The following is a 24,856-nucleotide window of genomic DNA, read 5'->3' on the forward strand; positions in this document are numbered from 1 at the left end:
ATAGTTCTTGCAGGGTAGCTGAGGACTGTTCCACCACGGCCACAAAGTCGTTGACCGCCTGCTCGATCTCGTCAGTTTTCTCATGCACCGAACTGGCAACGCTGCTGATGTCGGCCGCTCCCTTCGCGAGATCCTCCACATTAGCGTTGATCGACATAAACGCGCCTTCCGTTTTTCTGACCAATGCCAAGCTTTGTTCCATGTCGTTGACGTTTTCCTCCAGCCGCACCTGGGACAAATCGGCCTGACGAGTAGCTTGCCCCACGTTGTCCGTAATCTGTTTCGCGGATTCGTTCGTTAAATCGGCCAGCTTGCGAATTTCATTCGCCACCACTTCAAACCCGCGACCCTGCTCACCCGCTCGAGCCGCCTCGATGCTCGCATTTAAAGACAGCAGCCCCGTCTGTTCTGCAATTTCACGGATGGAGGCAGTGAGCTCGGCAATCAGGTGGATATTTCCGATCAGCGCTCCGATATCTTCCTTCATGCCATTCATGTTTGTGTGGAAACGATCGATGGTGCCTGTCAATTGCCCGATCACTGCCGCCCCTTCGTCGGAAGCCGTTTTCGTTTCCGACACCGTTTCGACCAGTTCGCCCAGGGCAGTCGTCATCCGGTTGATATACCCGTTAGAGGTGACGATATTCTCTGAAATCCCCCCGATAGTCTCCGTTTGTACCGCCGCACCCGAAGCCATCTCTTGAAATGCCGTAGCCATCTCTTGAAACGCCTGGTAGTTATCCTGACTGTTCCCCCGAATCTCTCCGATGCTGGCCGCGATCGTCTGGGTAGCCTCGGAAGTCACTTTCTCCCGTTCCAATTCACGTGCTAAGAGTTCCGAAGTTTCCTTGAACATACTTGCCGAATGTGCGTGCATTTTGCGTCCCAGCGAGGATTGGGCCAACAATACCCAAGCGGTCACGATGAAGAAATACATCAGTACCGCAATATTGGAACCTTCCCCTGCCGGTTCATGGAACACTGTATATTTGACCAGGATGACCAACAATGCCGCGACTAAACCCGTCATGGTTACCTTAAAATCATGGTACATGATGCCAACGCTTAGGACGAAGAATGCGGATACTGCTCCAAGCGGGCCTCCGCCTCCTTGAAAAACGGTGATCATCGCAGTAATGAATATGCCCACGATAGAGATATACGGGATCCAATGTTCCTTCTTCCGGGTCACGTGCCCCCCCCAAACCAGCAACAATATCAACAAGTTCGGGATAACGATCAATGTGATAATCTTTGCGCTCGTATGTAGTCCCAAAAGGATGGCGAGGCTGAGAATTACCGTCGTCGTTAAAGTCGAACAGATCAACAGGTTCCTCTTTCGTAAATCTTTGTACAGAAAATCGTTGACATCTTGACCTGTCATTTCCATAACCTCCTGCGCTTCTCTTTAGAAGTATTGACGTATGAAATCAATATCGGCAGGAGATGTCGGATTATGTAGAATAATTTACTTTATTTAGCGCTTTATTCGACATAATTCGATTTTATTCATAGATCCGGATTTCGTACTCGCAGTGTTCGTCCCCGCAAACATTACATTTCGTTTCCCGTACGCTAACCTTCCGGTTTAACATTTTGCCGAGCGCCCCTTCCAGAATCGCACCCTCCAGATCGCATACCTTCTTCTCCTCAATCAAAGGCAATCCCTTGCAAAAGCAATCGTCTATGGCGATCCGAATCAATCGTTCACCCTGTTCCAAAACCCGCGGCAATCCGATACGCAGTTCTGCGAATAAGCCAAGCAGCTCATCCAACGATTCCACGGGCAGGCTTTCGCCGATTTTGCGTCCGATCGAAGCGGTTGTCCCTTTCCCTTCCAAAGGTAGCCCTTGTTGCATACCGATCAGGCGGATCGCCCGAAACAACTCCAGCGGCACCTCACCTCCCAGCCGAGAACGGTCGATTTGTTTCAATTCATTAAACGTAAATCCTCTCATTGTACTTCCCCCTATCCTTGGATAACCGGCGCATGCCGTTGATAGGTTTAATTTGCCATATCTGCCCTCAATACACCTTGATTTGGATCAAGAATTCGACAGAAATATTGTGATAATGATCACTATACCTTGACCGATAGACTGTTAAGTTATAGGTAAAATACGCTGTCATTCTAAGAAAGGAAGGGGTCACGAATGAGTTCCTGCGCTTGCCACGCCCAAAATGCAGCCAACGCTCCATCCTGTCTAACACACGTTCCCGTCTTTGCGCAGCTGCGCGAAGCGGAGGTCGAGTTGCTCCATTCCGTGATGCGTACCTCGCAGTACCACAAGGGCGAGACCATCTTTCGAGAAGGCGACCTCTCGGATGCGCTGTTCGTGGTCAATCGCGGAATCATTAAGCTGACCAAGCTGGAGGATAACGGCAAAGAGCATATCATTCGACTGCTGTTCCCCGGAGATTTCTTCGGCCAGTTTGCCTTACTGCAGGAGAAGCCCCATTACGCCAGCGCCATCGCAGCCGATTCAACTGGCGTCTGCCGGATTCACCGCAGCGATTTCCTCGATATCTTACGACGCGATCCAGATACGGCGGCCCGATTCATGACCGCACTCAGCACGCAGCTGGAGGAAGCCGATGCTTGGGCGGCCGTATTGACCTTGCTTGAGGCCGATCGGCGTTTAGCCAAAATGCTGTTATATTTCCGTCGCAAAGCCGCTCCGGATTCTCAGGAATTCGCGCTCCCTGTGTCCAAAAAAGAACTCGCCGGCCTGATTGGCGCCACGCCGGAAACGCTAAGCCGCAAGCTGCGTCAATTGAGCGATGACGGTGTGCTTACCGTCTCGGGACGGCAGTTGCTCCTCCGTGATGAGGCGGCGCTACGCCACCTGGCCGGGGAAGCCTGAACACAGTTGTAACTAGGACGGTTCGCGAGCAGATGATATCCTCTGTCCGGGCCTTTGCACGATTATCCCGATGGATCAGCTCGCTGCGAACTGAACCGGATAGGGTAAAGACGACACCCCACACTCCATGTTCCCTTAACAAAAGGGATAATGATGCAAAGGGGCCATAAAGGCACACCCGGCCCCGGCCCACGGCCCCTGCGCGAAGAGTGCACGTCCAATAGCAAACGCCCCCGCATATGCGGGGGCGTTTTTTTGTGAATCGACAGCTTTATACCGCTTCTGGCTCGAAGTCGCCTTTGGTGAATTGGCTGTTGTACAAATCGGCATAGAAGCCGCCAAGTGCCAGCAGTTCTTCGTGCGAGCCCTTCTCGATCACGGTGCCATGGTTCATCACGAGAATGAGATCGGCGTCCCGAATCGTCGACAACCGGTGGGCGATGACAAAGCTTGTTCTACCTTTCATCAGCTCGTTCATCGCTTTCTGGATATGCACCTCGGTCCGGGTATCGACACTGCTTGTTGCTTCGTCGAGAATTAAGATCGCCGGATCGGCAAGGATGGCGCGAGCAATCGTCAGTAATTGCTTCTGCCCTTGCGAGATGTTCGACGCTTCCTCATTCAGGACCGTGTTATACCCGCCCGGCAACGTACGGATAAAGTGGTCGGCGTACGCCGTTTTGGCGGCACGCACGACTTCCTCCTCCGTTGCACCTTCGCGGCCGTAGGCGATGTTATCGCGGATCGTGCCGTTAAACAGCCACGTATCCTGCAGGACCATCCCGAACAGGCTGCGCAAGTCGCCGCGTTTCATCTCGGCAATGTTGACCCCATCCACCGTGATCGATCCGCCGTTCACCTCATAGAAGCGCATCAGCAGGTTGATCAGCGTCGTTTTGCCGGCGCCGGTTGGCCCGACGATGGCGATCGTTTGGCCCTGTTTCACGTCGATGTTCATATCTTCGATCAACAGATGTTCCGGATCGTAACCGAACTGGACATGATTGAACGCCACATCGCCGCGAGGCTGTTCCAATACAGCGGGATTCGCTGTTTCCGGTACCTGTTCTTCCTCATCCAGGATTTCAAACACCCGCTCCGCCGAAGCAACGGTCGACTGGATGATGTTGGCGATGTTCGCCGTTTGCGTGATCGGCATCGTAAATTGGCGGGAGTACTGGATAAACGCCTGTACATCACCGATTTCGATCGTTCTCTTGGTCACAAGAATCCCGCCGACCACAGAAACGAGTACATATCCGATGTTCCCGATAAAACTCATAATCGGCATGATGACGCCGGAGATGAACTGAGCCTTCCAGCCCGCCTCATACAGGCGTTCATTAATGTTGTCGAACTGCTCCAATGACTTGGTCTCGCGGCCAAACGCTTTGATGATCTTGTGGCCGGTATACATTTCCTCCACATGACCGTTCAGCTGTCCGAGTTCTTTTTGCTGGCGGACGAACTGTTTCTGCGACCGCTTGGCAATCGAGGTGATCGCCACGATGCTCAGCGGCAACGTTAGAACCGCAATCAAGGTCATCAGCGGACTGATGGACAGCATCATCGCGATAACGCCAATGATCGTCAGGATCGACGTGATCAACTGCGTCAAGCTTTGCTGCAAAGTACCGGCGATGTTGTCGACGTCATTGGTGACCCGGCTCAAAATTTCCCCGTGCGTCCGGGCGTCGAAGTATTTCAGCGGTAGCTTGTTCAGCTTAGCATTGACGTCCTTCCGTAGGTCGTAAACCGTCTTCTGGGCGACGCCGGCCATCAAATACTGTTGGACATAGCCAAATAGCGCGCTCAGTACATATAAACCAATTAGGATCATAATAATTTGCCAGACATACTGGAAGTCGATCTCCGCACCGGGAACGCGTTGATACTTGGCCACGATCCCTTCGAACAGTTTGGTGGTCGCTTTCCCCATCACCTTCGGGCTGAAGATGCTGAAAACGGTACTCAAAATGGCCATGACCAGTACCGCGGCTAATTGAACCTTATGCGGTCTTAAGTATCGGATCAACCGTTTTAAGGTTCCTTTGAAATCCTTCGCTTTCTCCACTGGCATTCCCATACCAGGACCCCCGTGTCCGCCGGGTCCGCCGGGTCCACCGTGCCCGCGGCGAGGGCCGCCGAATCCGCGTTTTTTCTCAGTTTGCTCTTGACTCATGCGATCTCCTCCTCCGAAAGCTGTGAATAGACGATTTCTTTATAGACGTCGCAAGTTTCCATCAATTCTTGATGCGTACCGACTCCGGCGATTTGGCTATCGTTCATCACGATAATTTGATCGGCATCAAGCACGGTACTGACGCGTTGTGCGACGATGATGACGGTAGATTCCTTCGTTTCCTGTTTCAAGGCGGCCCGCAGCTTCGCATCGGTCTTGAAGTCGAGCGCCGAGAAGCTGTCGTCAAAGATATAAATTTCCGCAGGCCGCACCAAAGCGCGGGCAATCGATAGCCGTTGCTTCTGTCCGCCCGACACGTTGGTGCCGCCTTGGGCGATGGGCGACTCGAAGCCTTGTTCCATTTTGCCGATGAAATCTCTCGCCTGAGCAATTTCCGCAGCGCGCCACACTTCCTCGTCGGTCGCATCTTCCTTGCCATAGCGGATGTTCTCGCTGATCGTTCCCGAGAAGAGCACCGCCATTTGCGGGACAAAGCCGATTTTGCTGCGCAGTTCCTCCTGCGTCATATCGCGGACGTCTACACCGTCAACCCTTACGCTGCCAGCCTGCACGTCGTAGAACCGCGGAATCAAGCTGATCATCGTGGATTTCCCGGAACCCGTCCCGCCGATGATGGCCGTCACTTGGCCCGGCTTAGCGGTAAACGTAATGTCCTGAACCGCCGGTTGTTCCGCCCCGGGATAGCTGAAGGAGACGTTTTGGAACTCGACAAGTCCCTTCGCTTCCGTCGGCCGGCTGCTAGCTGCCGAATCCTTGATCACCGGCACCATGTCCAGCACCTCGTTGATCCGGATGGCCGAAGCCGAAGCCCGCGGAATCATCACGAACATCATCGACACCATGACAAGGGAGAACATGATTTGCATGGCGTATTGCAGGAACGCCATCAGATCGCCGACCTGCATATCTCCAGCATCAATCCGCAGCCCTCCATACCAAATGATCGCCACGGAAGACAAGTTCATGACCAACATCATAATCGGCATCATAAAGGCCATGATTTTGTTGACCTTGATCGATGTATCCGTCAAATCGAGGTTCGCCGCGTCGAAACGCTTGCTTTCGTAGTCGGTCCGGTTAAAAGAACGAATCACGCGAATCCCGGTCAGGCTTTCGCGCATAACGAGATTCAATTTGTCGATTTTCTTCTGGATCGCCTTAAATAAAGGCAACCCTTTGCGGGCGATCAGGAAAATCGCCCCGGCCAGCACCGGCAAGATAACCACCAGCACCAGCGACAGCGTCGCGTCTTTGGAAACGGCCATAATGATCCCGCCCAAACACATCATCGGCGCCATAACCATCATGCGCAGGATCATGATCAATACCTGCTGCACTTGAGTAATGTCGTTGGTCGTGCGTGTAATCAGCGAGGCGGTGCCAATCGTGTCAAACTCCTCCAGCGAGAAGTTCGAGACATGCTTGAATACCTTGCCCCGAAGCAGCTTCCCGAAGCCGGTTGCGGCTTTAGACGAGAAATAGCTGGCTGCGATCGAACAGGCCATCCCTCCGAGCGCAACCACCAGCATGAGCCCGCCGATTCGCCAGATATACGGCGTATCTCCGTTCACTACCCCTTTATCTACGATGTCCGCCATCAGCGTTGGTAAGTACAGCTCTGATAACGTCTGGAAGAAGACGAAGATAAGCACCGCGGCCACAAGCCAGCGGTATGGTTTCAAATTGCGGAATAGTTTAATCAATTCCCATCAACTCCACTTGTTCTATTCATTTCATTCCTCTTGACTTTTGTCTGTATGCAGCTTCATATCTACGTAATCGTACACCTGCTCCAACAGCTCAATAAGCTGCCGGCTCTTCTCTTCGCCTAGAAACTCTACCAACCCTTGGATTTGGGCCGAACGTTTCTTGGCCGTCTCCTTGACATGGTCCAGCCCTTGCTCCGTCAGCTTAACTCGAACCGCCCGGCGATCCTCCTTGTCGTTGTAACGCAGGACCAGTCCTCGCTCCTCTAAACTGCGAACGAGCGGCGTGACGGTCGGAGAAGCAACCTCCATCATCGCGCTGAGCTCTGACACGGTTACCCCACGTTCATCCTTCTCCATGCCATGTAAGATGTAAAACATCAATCTGACTTCGCTAGGTTTAAACTCCGACGGCGTCAGTTTGCTGAGATCGAGCCTCCGAAAGCGGTGAAAAGCCTTCAGTAGCCTATGCGCCTGCGGGTTATCACCGGTGAACAAACCAATCCCCCCTTATTTATTTTCATTGTTTAATAATTAGTGCGACTATTAATTTGCATGCCTAATTATAAAAGCCTGTAAATGTGAAGTCAAGCGTCGTCAAAATTCAGACATATTAAGCAAAAAAAGACCGTACCACGTGGCTGATCGCCCGCCTGTAACGGTCTGGAATTTAGGATTATGGACGTGCTTGTTCCGGCTTCATCTCGTCCAGGCTTTTGAACTCATACCCTTGCCGGCGAGCTTCATCGATGATCGCACCCAAGGCTGCCGCATTGTCCTTGGAGACGGAGTGCAGAAGGATCACCGCGCCGGGATGCAACTGCGATACGACCTTCTGGTAGGCATAATCCGCCCCGTGCTGGTCGTTCACATCCCAATCCTTATAAGCGACGGACCAAAAAACGTTCGTATACCCGAGCGTCCTCGTCACGCGCAGCGTCCGATCGCTGAAAATGCCGCGTGGCGGGCGCAGGTACTCCATCTTGGACTGCCCCGTCACCTGGGCGGTTGCACTTTTTACCTTCTCTAGCTCCTCCCGGATTTGCGCGTCGGAAATCGTCGTCATGTCCGGGTGGCTCCAAGAGTGATTGCCGATCAAATGGCCCTCTGCAGCCATGCGCTTCAGCAGCTCTGGCTGGTCCTTAATGTAGTGGCCGGTCACAAAGAAGATCGCCGGGACCTTCTTCGCCTTCAGCGTGTCGAGGATTGGGGCGGTATAACCGTTCTCATAACCGTTGTCGAACGTTAAGAACAATTCTTTGCGCGAAGGATCTGCGAGGAAAATCGCGCCGTTCTTATCGATAATATCTTTGAACCCTTCCTCGTTAATCGAGGGAAGCTGGCCGCCAACGCTTTTTTTGAATCCGAAATGGTGGGTAACGTCCGCTTGGGCTGATGCAACGGGTAATCCCGTTCCGAACAGCAGGCTGACCAGCAATGAACAGATTAAGGCATACTTCACGGCTGTCTCTCCTTCGTAGCTTTAGGGCTATGCAAATTTCGACATGCCCCTTTACTATCTGCTAAATTCCCGGGAAATATGCAGCCGCGATGCCGCTGTGTTTACTTCGAGAGCTCGCTATGTTTGTAGCCGTAGGCAAAGTAGACAATGAGTCCGATAACCATCCAAATCAGGAAAGCGATCCAAGTCACCGCCGGCAGGCTGATCAGCAGATAACCGCAGGTCAGCACGGCCAGCACCGGAATCCATGGTACCAATGGAACTTTAAACGACCGTTCTAGATCCGGACGAGACTTGCGCAAAATAATGATGCCCAGCGACACCGAAATAAACGCGAACAAGGTCCCGATGCTGACGAGATCAGCCAGCTTGCGCAACGGAATCAAACCCGCAAAAATCGCAACGATAACTCCCGTCGCCCAGGTGCTGTTCGCCGGGACGCCGGTCTTCGGATTCAATCGAGCCAGCGGCTTCGGCAGCAGGCCGTCGCGTCCGATGGCGTAGAGCAGTCGCGTCTGTCCAAACAGGAGCACGAACAAAACGGTTGTGATCCCGACGATCGCCCCCAGGGAAATAAAGCCGGCAACCCAATTCTGGTTGATATATTGCAACGCAAAGGCCACCGGGTTTTTCACATTTAATTCGGCATAAGGAACAATCCCTGTCAGCACACCCGTCACGAGAACGTACAGGAGGGAGCACACGACCAAGGACCACATAATGCCGCGTGGCAGATCTTTTTGCGGATTCTTCACTTCTTCCGCGGCGGTGGCCACCGCATCGAACCCGATGTAGGATAGGAACGCCGTCGCCGCCCCAGTCACAACTCCGCTGAAGCCAAAAGGCATGAAGGGCGTCCAATTGCCCGGTTTGACGTAGAACGCACCCACCACGATAAAGAGGAGGATCACAGCGATTTTCACGATAACCATGATCGAATTCAACCGCGAAGACTCCTTGGAGCCACGGGAGACGATAAATGTCAACACCAGCACGATCAAGATCGCCGGGACGTCAACATAGGTGCCGTTCGCCGGATCAAAGGCGCTGCTGAGCGCCGTCGGCAACGTGATTCCCATGCCGGAGATCAAGCCTTGGAAATATCCCGACCATCCGCTCGCCACCATCGAAGCGGCAAAGCCGTATTCCAGGATCAGGTCCCACCCGAGGATCCAGGCGATCAGCTCGCCAAAGGTGGCGTAACTGTAAGTGTAGGCACTCCCTGACACGGGGACCATGGAGGCAAATTCGGCATAACACAACGCGCAGAACGCGCAGACGATACCGGCCAGAATAAAGGATAAGATTAGGCCTGGACCGGCGTGTTGGGCGGCAGCCACTCCGGTAAGCACGAAGATTCCCGTACCGACGATACAGCCGATCCCCAGCATAGCCAGGTCAAAAACGCCCAACTCCTTTTTCATCCCCCCCGGACTGGAGCCGGCCATCTGTTTCTCTTGCAACATGAAAGAAATCGATTTTTTTCGCAGCAAACTCATTTATGCTTTATCCCCTAATCAACAATTTGTGAATCATTTCGCTATTATAGGCAGGCTCTACAGGTTGCACAAGTAGTCTAGTGTCCCATTGTTTGTCAGAACTCAGACAATTCGGGTATTTTTACCCAATATGAGGCGCCAACACTTCCTGAGCAAACCGAATCCATTCCCGAGTGGCAAAAGACTGATATCGATCGTCACGCCATACGATGCCGAGCTTCCAAGGTATCACCGGCTTCACGAGTGGGATGATCCGTACACCCTCGTCGTCGATCTCGCGGCAGATCGTTTCCGGCAGCAGCGTGATGCCGAGGCCAACGGCCACCATCTCGCTGATCAGGTCCCACTGCGAGCTCTCGTAGATGACATGCGGCTGAAACCCGGCTTTCGCGCATTCCCCGATGATGCGGTCATGCAGCGTAAAGTCCTCGCGGAACAACACGAAGCCGTCCTGGGACAGCTCGGACAATTCCGCCGATTCCTGCTCCGCCAGCGGATGCGAGGGATGTACGACCAGATTCAGCTTCTCCTCGACAAAAGGAAAACAGCTAAGCTCCGCTTCCACCGTCGGCAACACGACAACCCCCACATCCAGCAATCCGCCGGCGACGTCCTGTTCTACTTTTTTGGCCCCGTCCTCAAAAAGCTGGATCGTTATATCGGGATAGCGTTGATGAAACTCCCCAATCACCTTTGGAAAAAAGCTCGCCCCCACCATCGGCGGAAGCCCGATGCGGAGATGTCCTTTCTTCAAATTACGCAAATCGTCGAGCTCGGCCATCAGGTTCTGGAAGGAGGTCACGATTTGTTGGGCCTGCGTAGCGATAATCCGTCCGGCGTCGGTCAGCTCGATTTTTTTGCCGACCCGATCGAACAGCACGACCCCGAGTTCCTCTTCCATGGCTTTGATGGTTTTACTGATGGTCGGTTGGGTAATGTACATCGCTTCGGCTGCCTTGGTAAAGCTTCGTTGCCGTGCGACTTCAATTAAAACCTGCATTTGTCGGATATCCAACAGCCTGCGCTCCTTTAATTCATTTTATCTATAACCAAATGGAATGCTTCTCATTCAGTATATTCATTTTACTCATGAAAACAATCGGTGTAAGATTTCATTACCAACCAAAAACAGAAGGGAGCTGCTCATATGAACAAGATGAAAGAGATCGGCATGGGGATCCTTCAGATCGCCATCCTGTTCTTCGTCTCATTGGCCCTGAACAAGGTCGCGGAGCTGCTCCATTTACCGATTCCAGGATCAATTCTGGGTATTGCCGTCTTGTTTACCCTATTGAAAACAGGCGTCGTTAAACTGCAATGGATAGAACGAGGCGCGAACTGGCTGCTAGCCGAGCTGCTCCTGTTCTTTGTTCCTTCCGCTGTCGGCGTCATGCAATATATTCCCTTGCTCGAAAGCGAAGGCGTTCGGATCTTGATCGTCGTGATCCTCAGTACCGTTATCGTTATGGCTTGTTCCGGGCTGATCGCCTCGCGTATCGAAAAACGAAAGGAGGGCCGAATCTCATGATTGTAGGCATATTTTGTTTAGCTTCTACCCTGATCATCTACGGTTTATCGAAACGGTTGTATCGGATTCGGCCGAAGGTCTATTTGTCCCCTCTGCTGATCACTCCGTTGGTTCTCGTCATTGGCTTGCTGTGGGCACAAATTCCCTATGAAACCTATCATTCCGGCGGTAAGTGGCTGAGCAGCATGCTGCAGCCGGCCACGATCGCGTTTGCGATTCCCTTGTACAAATACTACAATGTGCTGAAAAAACATGCTGTGGAAATTCTCATTAGCGTGCTAAGCGGCTCCGTGGTTGCCATGTTCTCCTCGGCGTTCTTGGCCGAATGGCTGCATCTGGACGACCAGCTGATTACCAGCTTGATTCCCCGTTCCGTCACGACGCCGATTGCCATGAACGTATCGCAGGTGATCGGCGGCGTACCGAATATAACCGCCGTATTCGTTATTCTGACCGGCTTGCTAGGCGCCATGCTGGGGCCATTGGTCATGAAGTTGTTCCGCATCGAAGGCGAAGTTGCCCGTGGCGTACTGTTCGGCACCAGTGCTCACGGCACGGGGACATCCAAAGCGTTCGAGCTAAGCTCCTTGACTGGAACCATTTCCAGCATCTCCATGATCTTAGCCGCCCTGTTTACGTTAGGGGTTGCTCCAATGCTTATCGCCGTTCTGCACTTTTAAGCTTTATTCCTATGTGGTTCCTCCTAATTTTTCATATCTTGTTTCTTTGGGCTCCGCCTTGGCGGGGCCGTTTTTTTTGTCGACTTCTGGGCGGAAATGTCATTGCCGCCCCTCATGATCTATTATATGATTAATTAGTTATGATTCTCGCATTGAGAGAGGTGCCAGTAGTCTTGCTTTTTAATTCCTACGAATTTATTTTTGCGTTTTGGCCGATCTCGTTTATCGTTTACTTTCTGTTGAACCGGCTATGCCCGCCCGTATTCGGCAAGCTATGGCTCGCCGCGGCTTCCCTGTTCTTCTACAGCTATTGGAGCATCAAGTCGCTGCCGCTCATTCTGGCGTCGATCGCCTTCAACTACGTGATGGGGCGCTCGATTAACCATTCCGCCGACAAGCCGATCCGGCTGCGGAAACTGCTGCTTACGCTGGGTATCACCGGCAACGTACTGTTGCTGGGCTATTACAAGTATGCCGATTTTTTCATTACAAATATCAATTCGCTGTTTGCCTCGCATATCAAGCTGCTGGAGCTGGCATTGCCGCTTGGGATCAGCTTCTTCACCTTTACGCAAATCGCTTACCTTGTCGATGCCTACCGAGGGAAGGCGAAAGAATACAGTATTGTCAGCTACGTGTTGTTCGTTACGTTTTATCCGCACCTGATCGCCGGCCCTATCTTGCACCACAAGGAAATGATGCCCCAATTCGATCGGCCTCGGAGCAAACGGATCATTCCGGGCAATGTGGCTCGCGGGTTCTTTATTTTCTGTGTCGGGCTATTCAAGAAGGTCGTCATCGCCGATACGTTGGCACCTATTGCCACCCAGGGCTTTGATGTTTCGAACCATTTGGGATTTGTTGAAGCCTGGATCACTTCGTTGTCCTATACCTTCCAGCTCTATTTTGATTTCAGCGGCTATTCGGATATGGCCATCGGGATCGCGTTGCTGTTCAACATTAAGCTACCAATCAACTTCAATTCGCCTTATAAAGCCTTGAGCATTAAGGATTTCTGGAGCCGTTGGCATATGACCTTAAGTCGTTTCCTGAAGGATTACATCTATATCCCGCTTGGCGGAAACCGCAAAGGGACGTTCCGCACTTATTTTAACCTGGTGGCGACCTTCCTGATCGGCGGTTTCTGGCACGGCGCAGGTTGGACATTTATCGTCTGGGGCTTGATGCACGGCATCGCTCAGGTCATTCAGCGGTTATGGCAAAAGACAGGCGTCGTCCTGCCGCGCTGGTGCGCCTGGCTGATCACCTTCTTATTCATCAACTTCACCTGGGTATTCTTCCGAGCTACCTCTTGGGATGATGCGCTTAAGGTATTGCGCGGCATGTTTCGTGTCGGAGACATTAACGTGTCCCTCACTTTGGCCAGCCAAGCGCTGTTGGTCCTCGCGGCTTTTGCCCTGGCGTTGTTCGCGCGGAATTCGATGGAGCTCAAGCTGAAGTTCAAGCCGAACTTGCGTTATGCCGCCTTTATCGCCGGACTGTTTGTGTTTTCAATTCTGTATTTCAACCAGGTCAGCGAATTCTTGTATTTTACGTTCTAATTTTTGACGTTGGTTAAAGGAGAATTTCCCTTGAAAAATATTCGTTTCGTCGTCTGGTTCATGGCTTTTGTCCTGTTGTTCGCAGTGCTGGTCGGCTCATTCGTCTATGCCGTCGATCCGTTGCAGCTCTACCGAAAGGCTTCCTATTCACCACTGTTCACCAAGCAGCAACGATATCAAAACCCGGGTCTGGCCAAAAATTACGCCTATGACACCATCATCCTCGGCAGCTCCATGACCGAGAACTTTGTCCCTTCGGAAGTCGGCGCACGGCTTGGCGGCCAGGTCATGAAGTTGTCGATGGAGGGCTCTACCGCCAAGGAACAGCGGATGATCGCCGATGTCGCGGTTGGAACCGGTCAGGTGAAGAAGGTGTTATGGGGGATCGACTATTTCTCGTTCCGGGACAATGCGGTGCGGGACGAGGCCAATTTCCCGTTTTATTTATACGACGATAAGATCTGGAACGATTATAAATATCTGCTCAACGTGTCCGACGTTAAGCACGCCCTCGGTGCACTGTTTCTGCCAAAAAGTCAAATGCCCCAATTACGCAATCTCGACCTGCTGAACAATTGGGACATGTCTGCCAGCTACGGTCCAACCCAGGTGTTTGCCAAATGGCAGGAAGCTAAGCTGTCAGAGCAGTTGACGGCAGATTACGAGCCCGCTTTGGAGGTCGTAAAGCAAAATTTCGAGGACAATACGATGAGCTTCATTGAGGCGCATCCGGATATCGAGTTCATCATCTACTATCCGCCTTATTCCGTATTACGCCAGCAAATGTGGTACAGTCTGAACCCGGATCGTTTCGAAAACCAGCTCGAAATGAAGAAATACATGTATGAGCGATTTAGCGCCTTTGCCAATGTCCGTGTGTATGATTTCCAAAGTGACAGTACCCTAACTTATGATCTGGACGAATACAAAGACTTGTCGCATCACTCCGCCGCTATCAATCGCCGGATCATCGAGGAAATCGCTGCCGGCACCCATCAGGTCACCGCAGCAAACGTGGAGTTGAACAACAAGTTGCTGCAGGAGCAGGTGCAAAGCCTCGTAATCAACGAGGATGGCCCGGTGTATTCTGTCGTCGTCAATGTGAACGGCCAGGAGATCACCTTCGATGAGCTGCCGCCAGCCGATGACGATCAGGTTCGCGTTCCGCTCAAGGACTTCGCTTTGGCCGCCGGCATCGAATTCAACTACAACGCCGCCGACAAGACGGCCAGTTTGACCCGAGGCGAACGTGAGGTCAAGGTTGCTGTCGGTGCCGATACGGCCACCGTGAACGGCACGGAGACGCCTATAGAGGCGCCTACGAAGATTTACAACGGCCGCCTGACCGGTCCGCTGCTCCAAATCATTCACCTGCTGCAAGGGGATGTAGAGGTGGACCAATCAGAACAGGAGTCCTACATCGTAACGTATAACATCACGTTGGAATAAATAAATGAAACCCCTCGCCAGTTAGCGAGGGGTTTTATTTTGTGCGTAAAGTTGGACACAGGGGCCTGCTTCCTACGCCGGCTGTAACGCTTATGAGCATCGTTATTTGCCGCAAAACCCCATCTAAAAAGATGTAACGCTTGTCACAACGCTTATTCAACCATTTTTATGCTAAAACGGCTGGTTTCGCACCCATTAAGACTCCCGATCAGCGTTAGAAATAGATCCACCCTGATTTCGCCCAAATAAGGCTTCTGGCAGGCGTTAGCGCTCACCCAACTTGCGAAGCAAGTGCATAACGACTCGATACCTCACCCTTGCTCGAGACGCTTCAGTTCCCGGCAATGGGGGCAATTCTCCTTGACGCACACCTTTTCCTTCAAAGCCTGCAAATCTCGAACGACGAACCCTTTGCGGCTGACCTGAACGATGCCTTCCCTGCGCAGGCTAGTCAACAGACGGCTCACCGTCTCCCGGGCAAATCCAATCGTACTGGCCAACTCCTGGTGCGTTACAGGGATCGGTACGACGACTTCTCCTCCCCGCTCTATGCCAAAATGCTCCGCGAGGTAAATCAGAAACGAGATCCCACGATCTTCTACGCTCCGCTGATTAAAATTCAGCAGTTTGCCTTGCAGCTCGCGGATTTTACCGCTCATCAGCCCCATCATTTTAAATGCCAGCTCGGGCGAGCCCGCCAGAAGCTGCTCGAAGGAGCGGAGCGGGATCGCGAGCAGGCTGGTCTCAACGACGGTCGAGGCCGTCACCGGCGAGGCTTCCGCATCGAATCGGCCGGTGAGAGGGAACATATCGCCGTGCTTCAGAAACGAGAAGATTTGCTCATTGCCCTTCTCGTCCGTCCGGCTCGTCTTAATGAGCCCGTTCACCACAAAATAAACCGCCTCTACCTCGTCTCCTTCCCGGAATACGGCCACACGCCGTCCTAGCAGCCTAGGAACAGTAAGCGCTCCGATCCGAGCCACCTCGTCCAGGGACAGCCCCTGAAATAAGGGGAAGGAGCGCAACATATGGGTTGAATGCTCCATACTCCCCGCCCCCTACTCAAATACTTCTTCTTCAGCGACGTTCGGTTTGCGCAGGTGGAACATGGAACGTACAACCACATAAACCAGCGGCAGAATTCCCACTACAATAAAGATCGTATCCGGAATCATCCGCAGCCACAGCAGCAGGCTTACCGTATCCTGCTGATAGAACGAGAAGTCTCGCGCCGACCAGAAGCCAAAATCAAACGAATGCTTCAGCTGTATGAAACCCACTGGCAACAGGGTAATCACGATCATCCCCGTTAGACCGATATTCAGCCCCCAGCAGGAGATACGCAGCAACTTGTCGTTCCACTGCTCAGGTTTCACGATATTCCGCATTGTATACAGCAGTACAGCGATCGCAAACATCCCGTATACGCCCATCATCGAACCGTGGGCATGAGCCGTCGTCAACGTAGAGCCGTGCATGAAGTAGTTCACCGCCGGCAGGTTGATTAAGTAACCGAGTACCCCTGCGCCAACCAAGTTCCAAATGGCCGTCGATACCAGGAACCGGAAAGCAGAAGTGTACGGGAACGTCTGACCACCGTCTTTCATCATTTTGTATTGGTCGTAAGCCTCCAGAATTAACAGCGTCAGCGGAATCACTTCCAGCGCCGAGAATACGGCACCCAAGGCAATCCAGATTTCGGCCGAGCCATTGTAGTAATAGTGATGGCCGATCCCAATCACGCCGCTGCCCAGCAGCAAAATTAACTGGAACAACAAGGAGCGCACCGTAGATTCCTTAGTAACCAGCTTCATTCGCACCATGAGGAAGCCGATGACAACGACGGCGAACACTTCGAAAATCCCTTCCACCCACAAATGGATGATCCACCAGCGCCAATAGTCCGCATAGGTGAAGGATGTCGACGGATTAAAGAAGAACGCAAAGATATAGAAGAATGGAACGGCGATCGCCGAATAGAACAGCAAGTGCGTTAAGCCACCCTTATCGGTTTCCATCCGCAAAGCGCTTCGAATGGCGCGATACACAATGAACAGCCAGATCCCCATCCCGATAACAAGCAGGACCTGCCAGAAACGGCCCAACTCCAGGTACTCCCAGCCTTGATGACCCAGCCAGAACCACAGGTTGCCGAGATAGCCTTTCGCTCCGAGCCATTCGCCGATTGTACTCCCCGCTGTGAGCACTACCAGCGCCCAGAACAGGATATCCACCAGTAACCCCTGATGTTTCGGTTCCTTGCCGCCAACGAGCGGGGCTACATAAATCCCCATCCCCAGCCAAGCCGTCGCTACCCAAAGGATGACCAACTGCAAATGATAGGATTTAGCGATATTGAACGGGAATAGTTTGACGATCCAGTCCAACCCGAAGAAGCTGTTGGGTTCAACGTAATAATGCGCCAGCAGCGCGCCGAAACCAACTTGAATCAGAAATAGCAGCACGACAACGAGAAAATATTTTGCCGTCTTCACCTGGCTAGCCGTCACCGGCATGCGGTTCAGGTCCAACACCGGGAATTTGCCCGGTTCATAGGCTTCATGCATGTGCAGCTTATAACGGTTGTAGAAATACAACACCAATCCGAGCACCAAAACGAAAAGCGTCATACTGATGCCGCTCCAAAGAACGGCGGAATAACTCATCGTGTTGCCCGCATCTTCGAAATACGGCCAGTTATTCGTATACGTAATCGTGTCGCCCGGCCGCTCTGTACCGGATAACCAAGCGGTCCAGAAGAAGAAGTCGGCGATTTGCTTGCGCATATCCCCCGGCGCTACATAAGCGCGCCCTTCCTCCGGCATCGTTTCGTTTTCGAACAAATTCGGCTGGATGCCGCGTCCGTCACCTTCCGTGAAGACCTGGTCATAATAGGCGCGGACTCGCTCCAACCCTTCGGCCTGGCCATCGGTCAACACCAAGGTCTTGGCGTTCTTGTCGTAGCGGTTCTGCTTCATCTCCGCCTTAACCTTCTCAAAAATCAACGATTGCTGCTCCGGATCCAGTTCGGCGTAAGTCGTACCGTACTCCGCTTGCGCATGTTGATCGTGCATGGCGTCCGTGACCATTTTCAGCGATTGGGCCGTGTAATCCGGTCCCAAATACGAACCGTGTCCTAGCACGGTGGCGTAATCCATCAGGCCATACTTCTGAAATACCGCTTGCCCGCCGGTTATCTGCTCCTGGGTCGTCAATACCTCGCCTGCGGTATTCACGACTTTAAGCGGCGTAGGCGCTTGCGATTTAAAAATCCAATATCCTCCGGCAATGAGCACCGTGAAGCTTAGTAAAAGGACACAGATCAGAATCCCTTTCAAAAATGAGTTTTGGGCTTGATTTCTCTTCATCCCCTCGTCTCTCCTTTCCTTCTAGACAGACTCAGGATAAGATTTTGGCACGAGGGGAATTGTGATTCGGATTACAATTGCGTAATTCTTTATCTTTCCACAACGAAAAAAATCACATTTAGTTCAAATTTTCTTTTTACTCGCGAATAGATACGGGATTCCCCGTCCGAGCCGACTCCAAGGCGGCGCAGGTGATCCGCTGAGTTTTCACGGCATCGGCATAATCAGACAAGATCCGCGAGGTGTCGCCGGTACGCAGGCCATGGATAAACGCCTCGGTCTCAGCAACATAGGGATTATCCTGTCCGGTGTAGGCCGTCTTGGTTCCCGGGAGATGGATCTCCAACCGCTCCGGGCTCCAGGCCAGAATGCCAGAATCCGTATATAGATGCAGCCCTACTTCGGATACGCCCCCCGGTAGGATGCAGGTATTGGAGATCGTGGCCACCGCCCCGCTTTGAAGTTTCATCGTGACGGTACCGACGTCCGGCACGGTCACGTTATCAAAGTGTTCCTGTACAACGCGATTCCCATAGGCGGCATAAACCTCCGTAACCTCTCCAGCTGTATAGCGAAGCAGGTCAACGATATGGGTCGTCTGCTCCACGAACTGCCCGCCTGAGCCCTCTTGGCTTCGCCACCAGGCCACCTGCGGCATATCGCCCATCCATGCTCCCAGCGCCATACCAATCGTCCGGCCCTCCAGCGATTCCTTTAACCTGCGTATCGATTCTTTATAACGAAAATGATAGCCTACCGCGTGGACGAGCGGCTTTTGCTCTATACGCGCAAGAATTCCCTGAGGTGTGCCCAGGTCCGCAGCAAGCGGCTTTTCCACGAAGAAGGGAATGCCTCGTTCGATCAACTCGGCTTCGATGTCTCCGTGCGCCATAGGCGGGATACAAAGATAGACGGCATCCAGCTTCTGCGAGTCCAGCATATCCGTTAAACTGCCAAATCCGATCGCCCCCGGATAACGGTCGGCGAGGGCCTGCGCTTTGGCTGCCGTCGTTCCGGTAACGGCCGTCACCCGGACGCCGTCCATTCCTGCCAATATGTCACCATGCACCTTGCTAAACCAACCCGTACCTACGATTCCGATCTGCAATGTCATGTGAAACCTCCCTGGAAATAAATTTCGAAGTCGATGAACTACCTCTTTAAGATAATGGTTATCCTAACTAACCACAAGTTTCGAATCCTTCATTCACTTCTAACTGTACTTGTGTTTATAACAGTTGAGAATTATACTGATCACATGAAGAATGAAATATAGAAAGGGTGGAGCCTGAAAATGAGCACGCTCAATCAAGTTGATTTAAATGATTTTTATACCGTACTGCAGGAAAGACATTCCGTTCGCGTTTACGACCCATCCGTGAAAATTTCCAAGGAAGAGCTGAAGGAAATCGTAGAGCTATCCTTGTCCGCTCCGTCCTCATCCAATCTGCAACCTTGGCGTTTTCTGATTATCGATGAGCCTGAGCTGAAGCAAAAGCTGCTCCCGATCGCCAACAATCAGCAGCAGGTCGTTGATTCCGCGGCCGTGATTGCCGTACTGGGCGATCTCCAATCCTACGAGCGCGCCGAGGAAATCTACGCCGAGGCCGTTAAGCTTGGCGCCATGACGGAAGAGATCAAAACCAATTTTGTCGAGCGTCTGCACAAAGGTTATGGCGGCATGGGCCCGGAACGATTGCACCAAATCAACTTACTGGACGCCGGATTGGTGTCGATGCAGTTGATGCTGATCGCCAAAGCCAAAGGCTACGATACGGTTCCAATGGGCGGATATAACGCCGAAAAATTCGTTGAAGCTTTCGAGGTCCCGGAAACCTTGAAACCGATCCTGCTGATCGCGATCGGCAAAGCGGCAAAAGCGGCTCATCCAACGCCACGCCTTTCGGTAGATCAAGTCGTGAATTGGAACTCTTTCCAGAAATAATCAGGATGACCCAAAACGGCCAGTACCGCATCCATCGACCTTGCGGAACCGGCCGTTTTTTCGTCTGAACCCCCGCTTCCCCGGGCATAATACTCCTGGATCATCTGGCCGCAAGGCCGTCCATCCGCTCCAGTTCATCTCATGCGATCATCAACTTGATCTCAAATTAGCTTTGTTAATAGCTTACATCAATATTACAATAGAGGTCATAAATATCGTGAAATGGTGAACGTACTCATTCGATAATACACACAAGAAAGGTGGAGTGGACAATGGCTTTAACACAGCAGCGCGAAGCAGGCCTGGAGGCAGCTCGCAATTATGTAAATCAGGTATATGAAACCGTCCAACAACGGAATCCGGGGGAGCTTGAGTTTCACCAAGCCGTCAAAGAAATCCTCGACTCCTTGGTACCCGTATTCGCTAAACATCCAAAATATCAGGAGCAAGGGATTCTCGAGCGGATCGTCGAACCGGAGAGAATGGTCAGCTTCCGCGTACCTTGGGTTGATGATCAAGGCAAAGTACAGGTAAACCGCGGTTTCCGGGTACAGTTCAACAGTGCAATTGGTCCGTACAAAGGAGGCCTCCGCTTCCATCCGTCCGTGAATGCCAGCATTATCAAATTCCTCGGGTTCGAGCAAATTTTCAAGAACTCCTTGACGGGTCAGCCGATTGGCGGCGGTAAAGGCGGATCCGACTTCGATCCGAAAGGCAAATCCGACCTTGAAGTGATGCGTTTTACCCAAAGCTTCATGACGGAGTTGTCCAAATACATCGGCCCAGACACCGACGTACCGGCTGGTGATATCGGCGTTGGTGCCCGCGAGATCGGCTACATGTTCGGCCAATACAAACGGTTGTACGGCAATGAAACCGGCGTATTGACCGGTAAGGGCCTCACCTACGGAGGCAGCTTGACGCGGACCGAAGCTACGGGCTACGGGCTGGTCTATTTCACGAGTGAGATGCTGGCGAGTCGGGGCGATAGCTTCGCAGGGAAAACGGTCGTCGTTTCCGGTTCCGGTAACGTATCGATTTATGCCATCGAGAAAGCGCAGCAGCTTGGCGCCAAAGTTGTCGCCTGCAGCGATTCGAACGGCTATGTGTACGACAAGAACGGCATTGATCTCGAAACGGTGAAACGCTTGAAAGAAGTGGAACGGAAACGGATCATCGAATACGTAAACGAGCATCCATCTGCGGAGTATGTAGAAGGCTGCCAGAAGATCTGGAGCCTCCCTTGCGACATTGCCCTGCCTTGCGCGACCCAAAACGAAATAAATGAAGCTGCAGCGAAACAGCTTGTCGCAAATGGCGTCAAATATGTGGCTGAAGGGGCGAACATGCCGTCCACGCTGGAGGCCATCGAGGTTTATCTGAACAACGGCGTATACTTTGGACCAGCCAAAGCTGCCAATGCCGGCGGGGTTGCCGTCTCTGCGTTGGAAATGGCGCAGAACAGCGCTAGACTCGCCTGGACCTTCGAAGAAGTGGATGCCAAGCTCAAGGACATTATGCGCAATATCTACCAAAGCAGCGTGAACGCGGCTGAGGAATTCGGCCATGCCGACAACCTGGTTGTAGGTTCCAATATCGCCGGCTTCCTGAAGGTCGCTAATGCGATGCTGGCTCACGGTATCGTATAAACAATCCAATGAAAGCAAAAGAGTCGCCTGAAGGATTCGTCCTTCAGGCGACTCTTTTGTTTATCGACTTGAGTTTAGTAAGCCAAAGCGTCCAGTGCTTTGATATGAGACAAATACCGGATGTTGCTCGCTTCCTTCATCATCGTTGCTGGCAACCCGCGCAGCTGGGTATTGCTCGCGCCGATCGTCGCCACGGCGTCTTTGCGTCCCAGAGAGGCCAGCGTACCGGAGTTAACCGGGCTAAAACCGTTCATTTGCTTGCCGTACAGGTACGCGAACAAGTTGTAGCCGATCAGCTCGCCCATTTGCCAAGCGATTTGCGCCGTTGGCGGGTAAGGGCGGCCATCCGCGCCCATGTAAACGGCGCTGTCGCCGGCAACGAACACGTCCGAATGCGAGACGGACTGCAAGAAATCATTGACCGAAGCACGGCCACGGTTCACTTCAAGCCCCGATTCGCCAACGAGCGGATTCCCTTGCACGCCGCCCGTCCAAACGAAGGTGTTTGCCACGATTTTTTGCCCGTCTTTCAAATCGATCGTGTTGCCCTCCACATTGGTTACCGGCAGACCCGTCAAGAACTTCACGCCGCGTTTCTCAAGGCTGGCTGTGGCGCGTTCAATCAATACGTCCGGCAGTACCGGCAAAATCTTCGGTCCCGCCTCCACGAGCATTAGCTTAATGTCGCTTTGATTCACGCCATATTTCTTCGTCAATTCTGGCAGCTTGTCAGCGATTTCCCCAACAAGCTCAACGCCGGTCAATCCGCCGCCGCCGATTACGATGGACGCGTCCGCTTCATTACCGGAAGCAGCATATTCACGAATGCGCGATTCAATATGCTCGTGAATCCGTCTGGCGTCGTCCGCCGATTTCAGAACCATGCTGTACTTCTCCAAGCCCGGAATGCCGAAATAAGCGGTAATGCTGCCCAGACCCACGACAAGAGCGTCATAGGACAAGACGGTGCCGTCGGAGAGTTTCACTTCTTTCATATCGACCGAAAAATTCTCTACCTTGGCGATCCGCAAATCAATGTCTTTCCCCTTGAACAGCTTCTCCAGCGGCAAAGATACTGCGCGTTCAGAAATACTGCCCGCCGCAAGGCGATGCAGTTCGGTGATGATCTGATGCGTCGGAAATTGGTTGACCACCGTGATCCGAGCTTGTGATTTATCCATGAACTTACGGGCCGACAATGCGCTGAGTACGCCGCCGTAGCCGGCGCCCAAAATTACAATATGTTTTGACATAATCGTATTCCTCCGTTAGTTTTGATGACGGTCCCGTTCACCGGAGACTTGAAGATAAGCGTTCATGAAACGAAGCAGCTTTTGGGTTTGCGGATCCTTCAGCATTTTCATCAACCCAAACACGCCGATCACTTCTTGACTGTCCTCGGCGCGATCCTTCGCTTCGATCACGTTCGCCGCCAGGTGCTTCACTTTACCAACGACCGGCCCGGCAATTTCCGAAATCGCACCGACGGTGTCGCTCTTCAGGACATCATCCGCAGCCACCCCTTTGGCAAAATCATACGATTTCGTCAAAACCCCTACGAGTTCATTCAATTTCGGAAGCTGCTCTACCAGAGCCGTCAACGATTGCTGTACCTCCGGCTTCAAGAGCTGCTCCAGGAGCTCCTGCTGTCCGCTTGCGTTCGGGGCTGCAGATTGCTCCGCTTTCGTTTCAGTAACTGTTTCTGACATACTCGATTCTCCTTTGCGATAATCTGAGGACTCCCTGCCGAACTTCAGTTCATGCATAGTGTTCCTCCTTTGGATGCCTCTAACCCGTTTCGAGTTAGTGAAAATTTGCACATCTCAACCTTGAACAATCCGAATAAATTGTAACATATTTTCAATAAAAAAGGACCGTGTAAGTGATAAAATTCACGGCCCTTATTGATATCAATTTTCGATGAATTCTAAACTCCATAAGTAGAAGGTAATGTCTCTTTCAAAAAATCGCAAAATAGCTTTTCGGTCGGCGCAAGCTCCCGATTCGCCGGAATGATTACCCCGACGTCCCGGGTCACTTGCGGCTCCATCATTGGCAGCGACACCATCGTGGAGGGAATATGCTCCCCTAATGCGATTTCCGGAAGCAATGTCAAACCTAGCCCGGCGGCCACCAGTCCCTTGATCGCGTCCAGATCGTCCCCTTCAAACGAAACCTTCGGTTGAAAACCCATTTTGTCGCAAGCGTCGACCACGATTTCCCGCAGGATAAATCCTTTAGGAAATAAGACGAACACATCCTCCCGCAGGTCATCCAGCCCTACCGAGTCGCGGCCGGCCAATCGATGCCCGGCGGGTAACAGCACCTTGAAATTTTCGCGGAATAACGCCTCGCCTGTCACTTGCTGTTCCCCTTGGGGGACCGGGCCGATCATGGCCAGATTCATCACGCCGCCGCCGACCCAGTCCAGGAGTTCTCGATACGATCCATGCTGCAGTTGAAAATGGACCTCCGGATACCGGCGTCGGAAAGCCGATACAACCGTTGGTACCAGGTTTGCAGCGAGGCTGCTCGGAAAGCCGATTCGCACCGTCCCGCGCTCCGGATCGAGATATTCGTGAATCTCCTGCTGCGCCTGCTCGATTACTTTCATCATCTGTTCCATATGCTGCAGGAACTGCCGGCCAATCGGCGTCAACTTCACCTTGCGGCCTTCATGGACAAACAGATCGACGCCCAGCTCTGCTTCCAGCTTAAAGATCTGCCGGCTGACCGCCGACTGCGACACATGCAGCGCATACGACGCTTCCGTCACATGCTCCAGCTTAGCCGCCTCCATAAAGTATTGGATTTGCCTGAGCTCCATCCCCTCACCCCGTCCGCTGCATTTTGGTTTCTATCCGATAGAGTGCGTGTAAAGCTTACACCTTGTGAAATATATTAAACACCATTATATCGACTCCCCTTCGAAAACGGAAGC

Annotated in this window: 20 protein-coding genes and 1 pseudogene; 7 read left to right on the forward strand and 14 right to left on the reverse strand. The window is 52.5% G+C overall.

Annotation, left to right across the window (positions count from 1 at the left end):
* Positions 1-100: 100 nt before the first annotated feature.
* Together KJS42_RS05670 and KJS42_RS05675 are read right to left on the reverse strand one after the other, a co-directional pair.
* Positions 101-1,390 (reverse strand): annotated as a pseudogene (locus KJS42_RS05670) (methyl-accepting chemotaxis protein); the annotation flags it as partial.
* A 115-nt stretch (positions 1,391-1,505) separates the two neighbouring features.
* Positions 1,506-1,958 carry a V4R domain-containing protein gene (locus KJS42_RS05675; RefSeq protein ID WP_155604894.1) on the reverse strand — a complete coding sequence of 151 codons (453 nt, stop codon included), beginning with the start codon at positions 1,956-1,958 and terminating at the stop codon, positions 1,506-1,508.
* 195 nt (positions 1,959-2,153) lie between these two features.
* Here KJS42_RS05675 and KJS42_RS05680 point away from each other — a divergent pair, with 195 nt between their 5' ends.
* A complete protein-coding gene (locus KJS42_RS05680; protein WP_213622253.1) occupies positions 2,154-2,864 on the forward strand; it encodes a Crp/Fnr family transcriptional regulator in 711 nt (236 codons plus the stop codon).
* Positions 2,865-3,135: 271 nt separating this feature from the next.
* Here KJS42_RS05680 and KJS42_RS05685 read toward each other — a convergent pair whose 3' ends face one another.
* From KJS42_RS05685 to cidR, 6 genes are all read right to left on the reverse strand, one after another.
* Positions 3,136-5,046: an ABC transporter ATP-binding protein gene (locus tag KJS42_RS05685; RefSeq protein WP_213622254.1), complete on the reverse strand. Its 1,911-nt coding sequence runs from the start codon at positions 5,044-5,046 to the stop codon at positions 3,136-3,138.
* A complete protein-coding gene (locus tag KJS42_RS05690) occupies positions 5,043-6,770 on the reverse strand; it encodes an ABC transporter ATP-binding protein (RefSeq protein WP_213622255.1) in 1,728 nt (575 codons plus the stop codon). Before KJS42_RS05690 ends, KJS42_RS05685 begins: the two co-directional genes overlap by 4 nt.
* A gap of 30 nt (positions 6,771-6,800) precedes the next feature.
* A complete protein-coding gene (locus KJS42_RS05695; RefSeq protein ID WP_213622256.1) occupies positions 6,801-7,271 on the reverse strand; it encodes a MarR family winged helix-turn-helix transcriptional regulator in 471 nt (156 codons plus the stop codon).
* A 178-nt stretch (positions 7,272-7,449) separates the two neighbouring features.
* Positions 7,450-8,235, reverse strand: coding sequence for a delta-lactam-biosynthetic de-N-acetylase (gene pdaA / locus KJS42_RS05700; protein WP_193417059.1), 786 nt, complete (start codon positions 8,233-8,235; stop codon positions 7,450-7,452).
* 101 nt (positions 8,236-8,336) lie between these two features.
* On the reverse strand, positions 8,337-9,734 hold the full coding sequence (gene bcaP / locus KJS42_RS05705) for a branched-chain amino acid transporter BcaP (protein ID WP_213622257.1): 1,398 nt from the start codon (positions 9,732-9,734) through the stop codon (positions 8,337-8,339).
* A 121-nt stretch (positions 9,735-9,855) separates the two neighbouring features.
* Positions 9,856-10,749, reverse strand: coding sequence for a cidABC operon transcriptional activator CidR (cidR, locus tag KJS42_RS05710; RefSeq protein WP_155604888.1), 894 nt, complete (start codon positions 10,747-10,749; stop codon positions 9,856-9,858).
* Between the two features lie 141 nt (positions 10,750-10,890).
* Here cidR and KJS42_RS05715 point away from each other — a divergent pair, with 141 nt between their 5' ends.
* The 4 genes from KJS42_RS05715 (at position 10,891) to KJS42_RS05730 (ending at position 14,953) form a co-directional block, all read left to right on the forward strand.
* Positions 10,891-11,262, forward strand: coding sequence for a CidA/LrgA family protein (locus KJS42_RS05715; RefSeq protein WP_418888799.1), 372 nt, complete (start codon positions 10,891-10,893; stop codon positions 11,260-11,262).
* A complete protein-coding gene (locus tag KJS42_RS05720) occupies positions 11,259-11,942 on the forward strand; it encodes a CidB/LrgB family autolysis modulator (RefSeq protein WP_155604886.1) in 684 nt (227 codons plus the stop codon). The genes KJS42_RS05715 and KJS42_RS05720 overlap by 4 nt, the downstream gene beginning before the upstream one ends.
* A 173-nt stretch (positions 11,943-12,115) precedes the next feature.
* Positions 12,116-13,504 (forward strand): MBOAT family O-acyltransferase, encoded by a 1,389-nt coding sequence (locus KJS42_RS05725; RefSeq protein ID WP_193417056.1) that lies wholly within the window; start codon positions 12,116-12,118, stop codon positions 13,502-13,504.
* A 30-nt stretch (positions 13,505-13,534) separates the two neighbouring features.
* On the forward strand, positions 13,535-14,953 hold the full coding sequence (locus KJS42_RS05730; protein WP_213622258.1) for a copper amine oxidase N-terminal domain-containing protein: 1,419 nt from the start codon (positions 13,535-13,537) through the stop codon (positions 14,951-14,953).
* Positions 14,954-15,264: 311 nt separating this feature from the next.
* Here KJS42_RS05730 and KJS42_RS05735 read toward each other — a convergent pair whose 3' ends face one another.
* From KJS42_RS05735 to KJS42_RS05745, 3 genes are all read right to left on the reverse strand, one after another.
* A complete protein-coding gene (locus tag KJS42_RS05735; RefSeq protein ID WP_155604883.1) occupies positions 15,265-15,999 on the reverse strand; it encodes a Crp/Fnr family transcriptional regulator in 735 nt (244 codons plus the stop codon).
* Positions 16,000-16,011: 12 nt separating this feature from the next.
* A complete protein-coding gene (locus KJS42_RS05740) occupies positions 16,012-18,321 on the reverse strand; it encodes a nitric-oxide reductase large subunit (protein WP_213622259.1) in 2,310 nt (769 codons plus the stop codon).
* 136 nt (positions 18,322-18,457) lie between these two features.
* Positions 18,458-19,435 carry a Gfo/Idh/MocA family protein gene (locus KJS42_RS05745; RefSeq protein WP_213622260.1) on the reverse strand — a complete coding sequence of 326 codons (978 nt, stop codon included), beginning with the start codon at positions 19,433-19,435 and terminating at the stop codon, positions 18,458-18,460.
* A gap of 180 nt (positions 19,436-19,615) precedes the next feature.
* Here KJS42_RS05745 and KJS42_RS05750 point away from each other — a divergent pair, with 180 nt between their 5' ends.
* Positions 19,616-20,266: a nitroreductase family protein gene (locus KJS42_RS05750; protein ID WP_213622261.1), complete on the forward strand. Its 651-nt coding sequence runs from the start codon at positions 19,616-19,618 to the stop codon at positions 20,264-20,266.
* Between the two features lie 272 nt (positions 20,267-20,538).
* Complete coding sequence (gene gdhA / locus KJS42_RS05755; RefSeq protein WP_213622262.1) at positions 20,539-21,915, forward strand: NADP-specific glutamate dehydrogenase; 1,377 nt, start codon at positions 20,539-20,541, stop codon at positions 21,913-21,915.
* A 74-nt stretch (positions 21,916-21,989) separates the two neighbouring features.
* Here gdhA and KJS42_RS05760 read toward each other — a convergent pair whose 3' ends face one another.
* The 3 genes from KJS42_RS05760 to gltC all read right to left on the reverse strand — a co-directional run bounded on the left by KJS42_RS05760 (position 21,990) and on the right by gltC (position 24,742).
* A complete protein-coding gene (locus KJS42_RS05760; RefSeq protein WP_213622263.1) occupies positions 21,990-23,168 on the reverse strand; it encodes an NAD(P)/FAD-dependent oxidoreductase in 1,179 nt (392 codons plus the stop codon).
* Positions 23,169-23,183: 15 nt separating this feature from the next.
* A complete protein-coding gene (locus KJS42_RS05765; protein WP_155604877.1) occupies positions 23,184-23,624 on the reverse strand; it encodes a DUF1641 domain-containing protein in 441 nt (146 codons plus the stop codon).
* Positions 23,625-23,842: 218 nt separating this feature from the next.
* Positions 23,843-24,742 carry a glutamate biosynthesis transcriptional regulator GltC gene (gltC, locus tag KJS42_RS05770; RefSeq protein ID WP_155604876.1) on the reverse strand — a complete coding sequence of 300 codons (900 nt, stop codon included), beginning with the start codon at positions 24,740-24,742 and terminating at the stop codon, positions 23,843-23,845.
* Positions 24,743-24,856: the final 114 nt, after the last annotated feature.

Source organism: Paenibacillus sp. J53TS2, from assembly GCF_018403305.1.
Taxonomy (GTDB): domain Bacteria; phylum Bacillota; class Bacilli; order Paenibacillales; family Paenibacillaceae; genus Fontibacillus; species Fontibacillus rhizolycopersici.

Excerpts from the sequence above, each read along its gene's own strand:
- KJS42_RS05750 (WP_213622261.1), top strand. The coding sequence starts at position 19,616 with ATGAGCACGCTCAATCAAGTTGATTTAAATGATTTTTATACCGTACTG.
- KJS42_RS05740 (WP_213622259.1), bottom strand. The coding sequence starts at position 18,321 with ATGAAGAGAAATCAAGCCCAAAACTCATTTTTGAAAGGGATTCTGATC.
- KJS42_RS05715 (WP_418888799.1), top strand. The coding sequence starts at position 10,891 with ATGAAAGAGATCGGCATGGGGATCCTTCAGATCGCCATCCTGTTCTTC.
- gltC (WP_155604876.1), bottom strand. The coding sequence starts at position 24,742 with ATGGAGCTCAGGCAAATCCAATACTTTATGGAGGCGGCTAAGCTGGAG.
- bcaP (WP_213622257.1), bottom strand. The coding sequence starts at position 9,734 with ATGAGTTTGCTGCGAAAAAAATCGATTTCTTTCATGTTGCAAGAGAAA.
- gdhA (WP_213622262.1), top strand. The coding sequence starts at position 20,539 with ATGGCTTTAACACAGCAGCGCGAAGCAGGCCTGGAGGCAGCTCGCAAT.
- KJS42_RS05720 (WP_155604886.1), top strand. The coding sequence starts at position 11,259 with ATGATTGTAGGCATATTTTGTTTAGCTTCTACCCTGATCATCTACGGT.
- KJS42_RS05765 (WP_155604877.1), bottom strand. The coding sequence starts at position 23,624 with ATGTCAGAAACAGTTACTGAAACGAAAGCGGAGCAATCTGCAGCCCCG.
- KJS42_RS05735 (WP_155604883.1), bottom strand. The coding sequence starts at position 15,999 with ATGGAGCATTCAACCCATATGTTGCGCTCCTTCCCCTTATTTCAGGGG.
- KJS42_RS05745 (WP_213622260.1), bottom strand. The coding sequence starts at position 19,435 with ATGACATTGCAGATCGGAATCGTAGGTACGGGTTGGTTTAGCAAGGTG.
- KJS42_RS05685 (WP_213622254.1), bottom strand. The coding sequence starts at position 5,046 with ATGAGTCAAGAGCAAACTGAGAAAAAACGCGGATTCGGCGGCCCTCGC.
- KJS42_RS05760 (WP_213622263.1), bottom strand. The coding sequence starts at position 23,168 with ATGTCAAAACATATTGTAATTTTGGGCGCCGGCTACGGCGGCGTACTC.
- KJS42_RS05680 (WP_213622253.1), top strand. The coding sequence starts at position 2,154 with ATGAGTTCCTGCGCTTGCCACGCCCAAAATGCAGCCAACGCTCCATCC.
- KJS42_RS05675 (WP_155604894.1), bottom strand. The coding sequence starts at position 1,958 with ATGAGAGGATTTACGTTTAATGAATTGAAACAAATCGACCGTTCTCGG.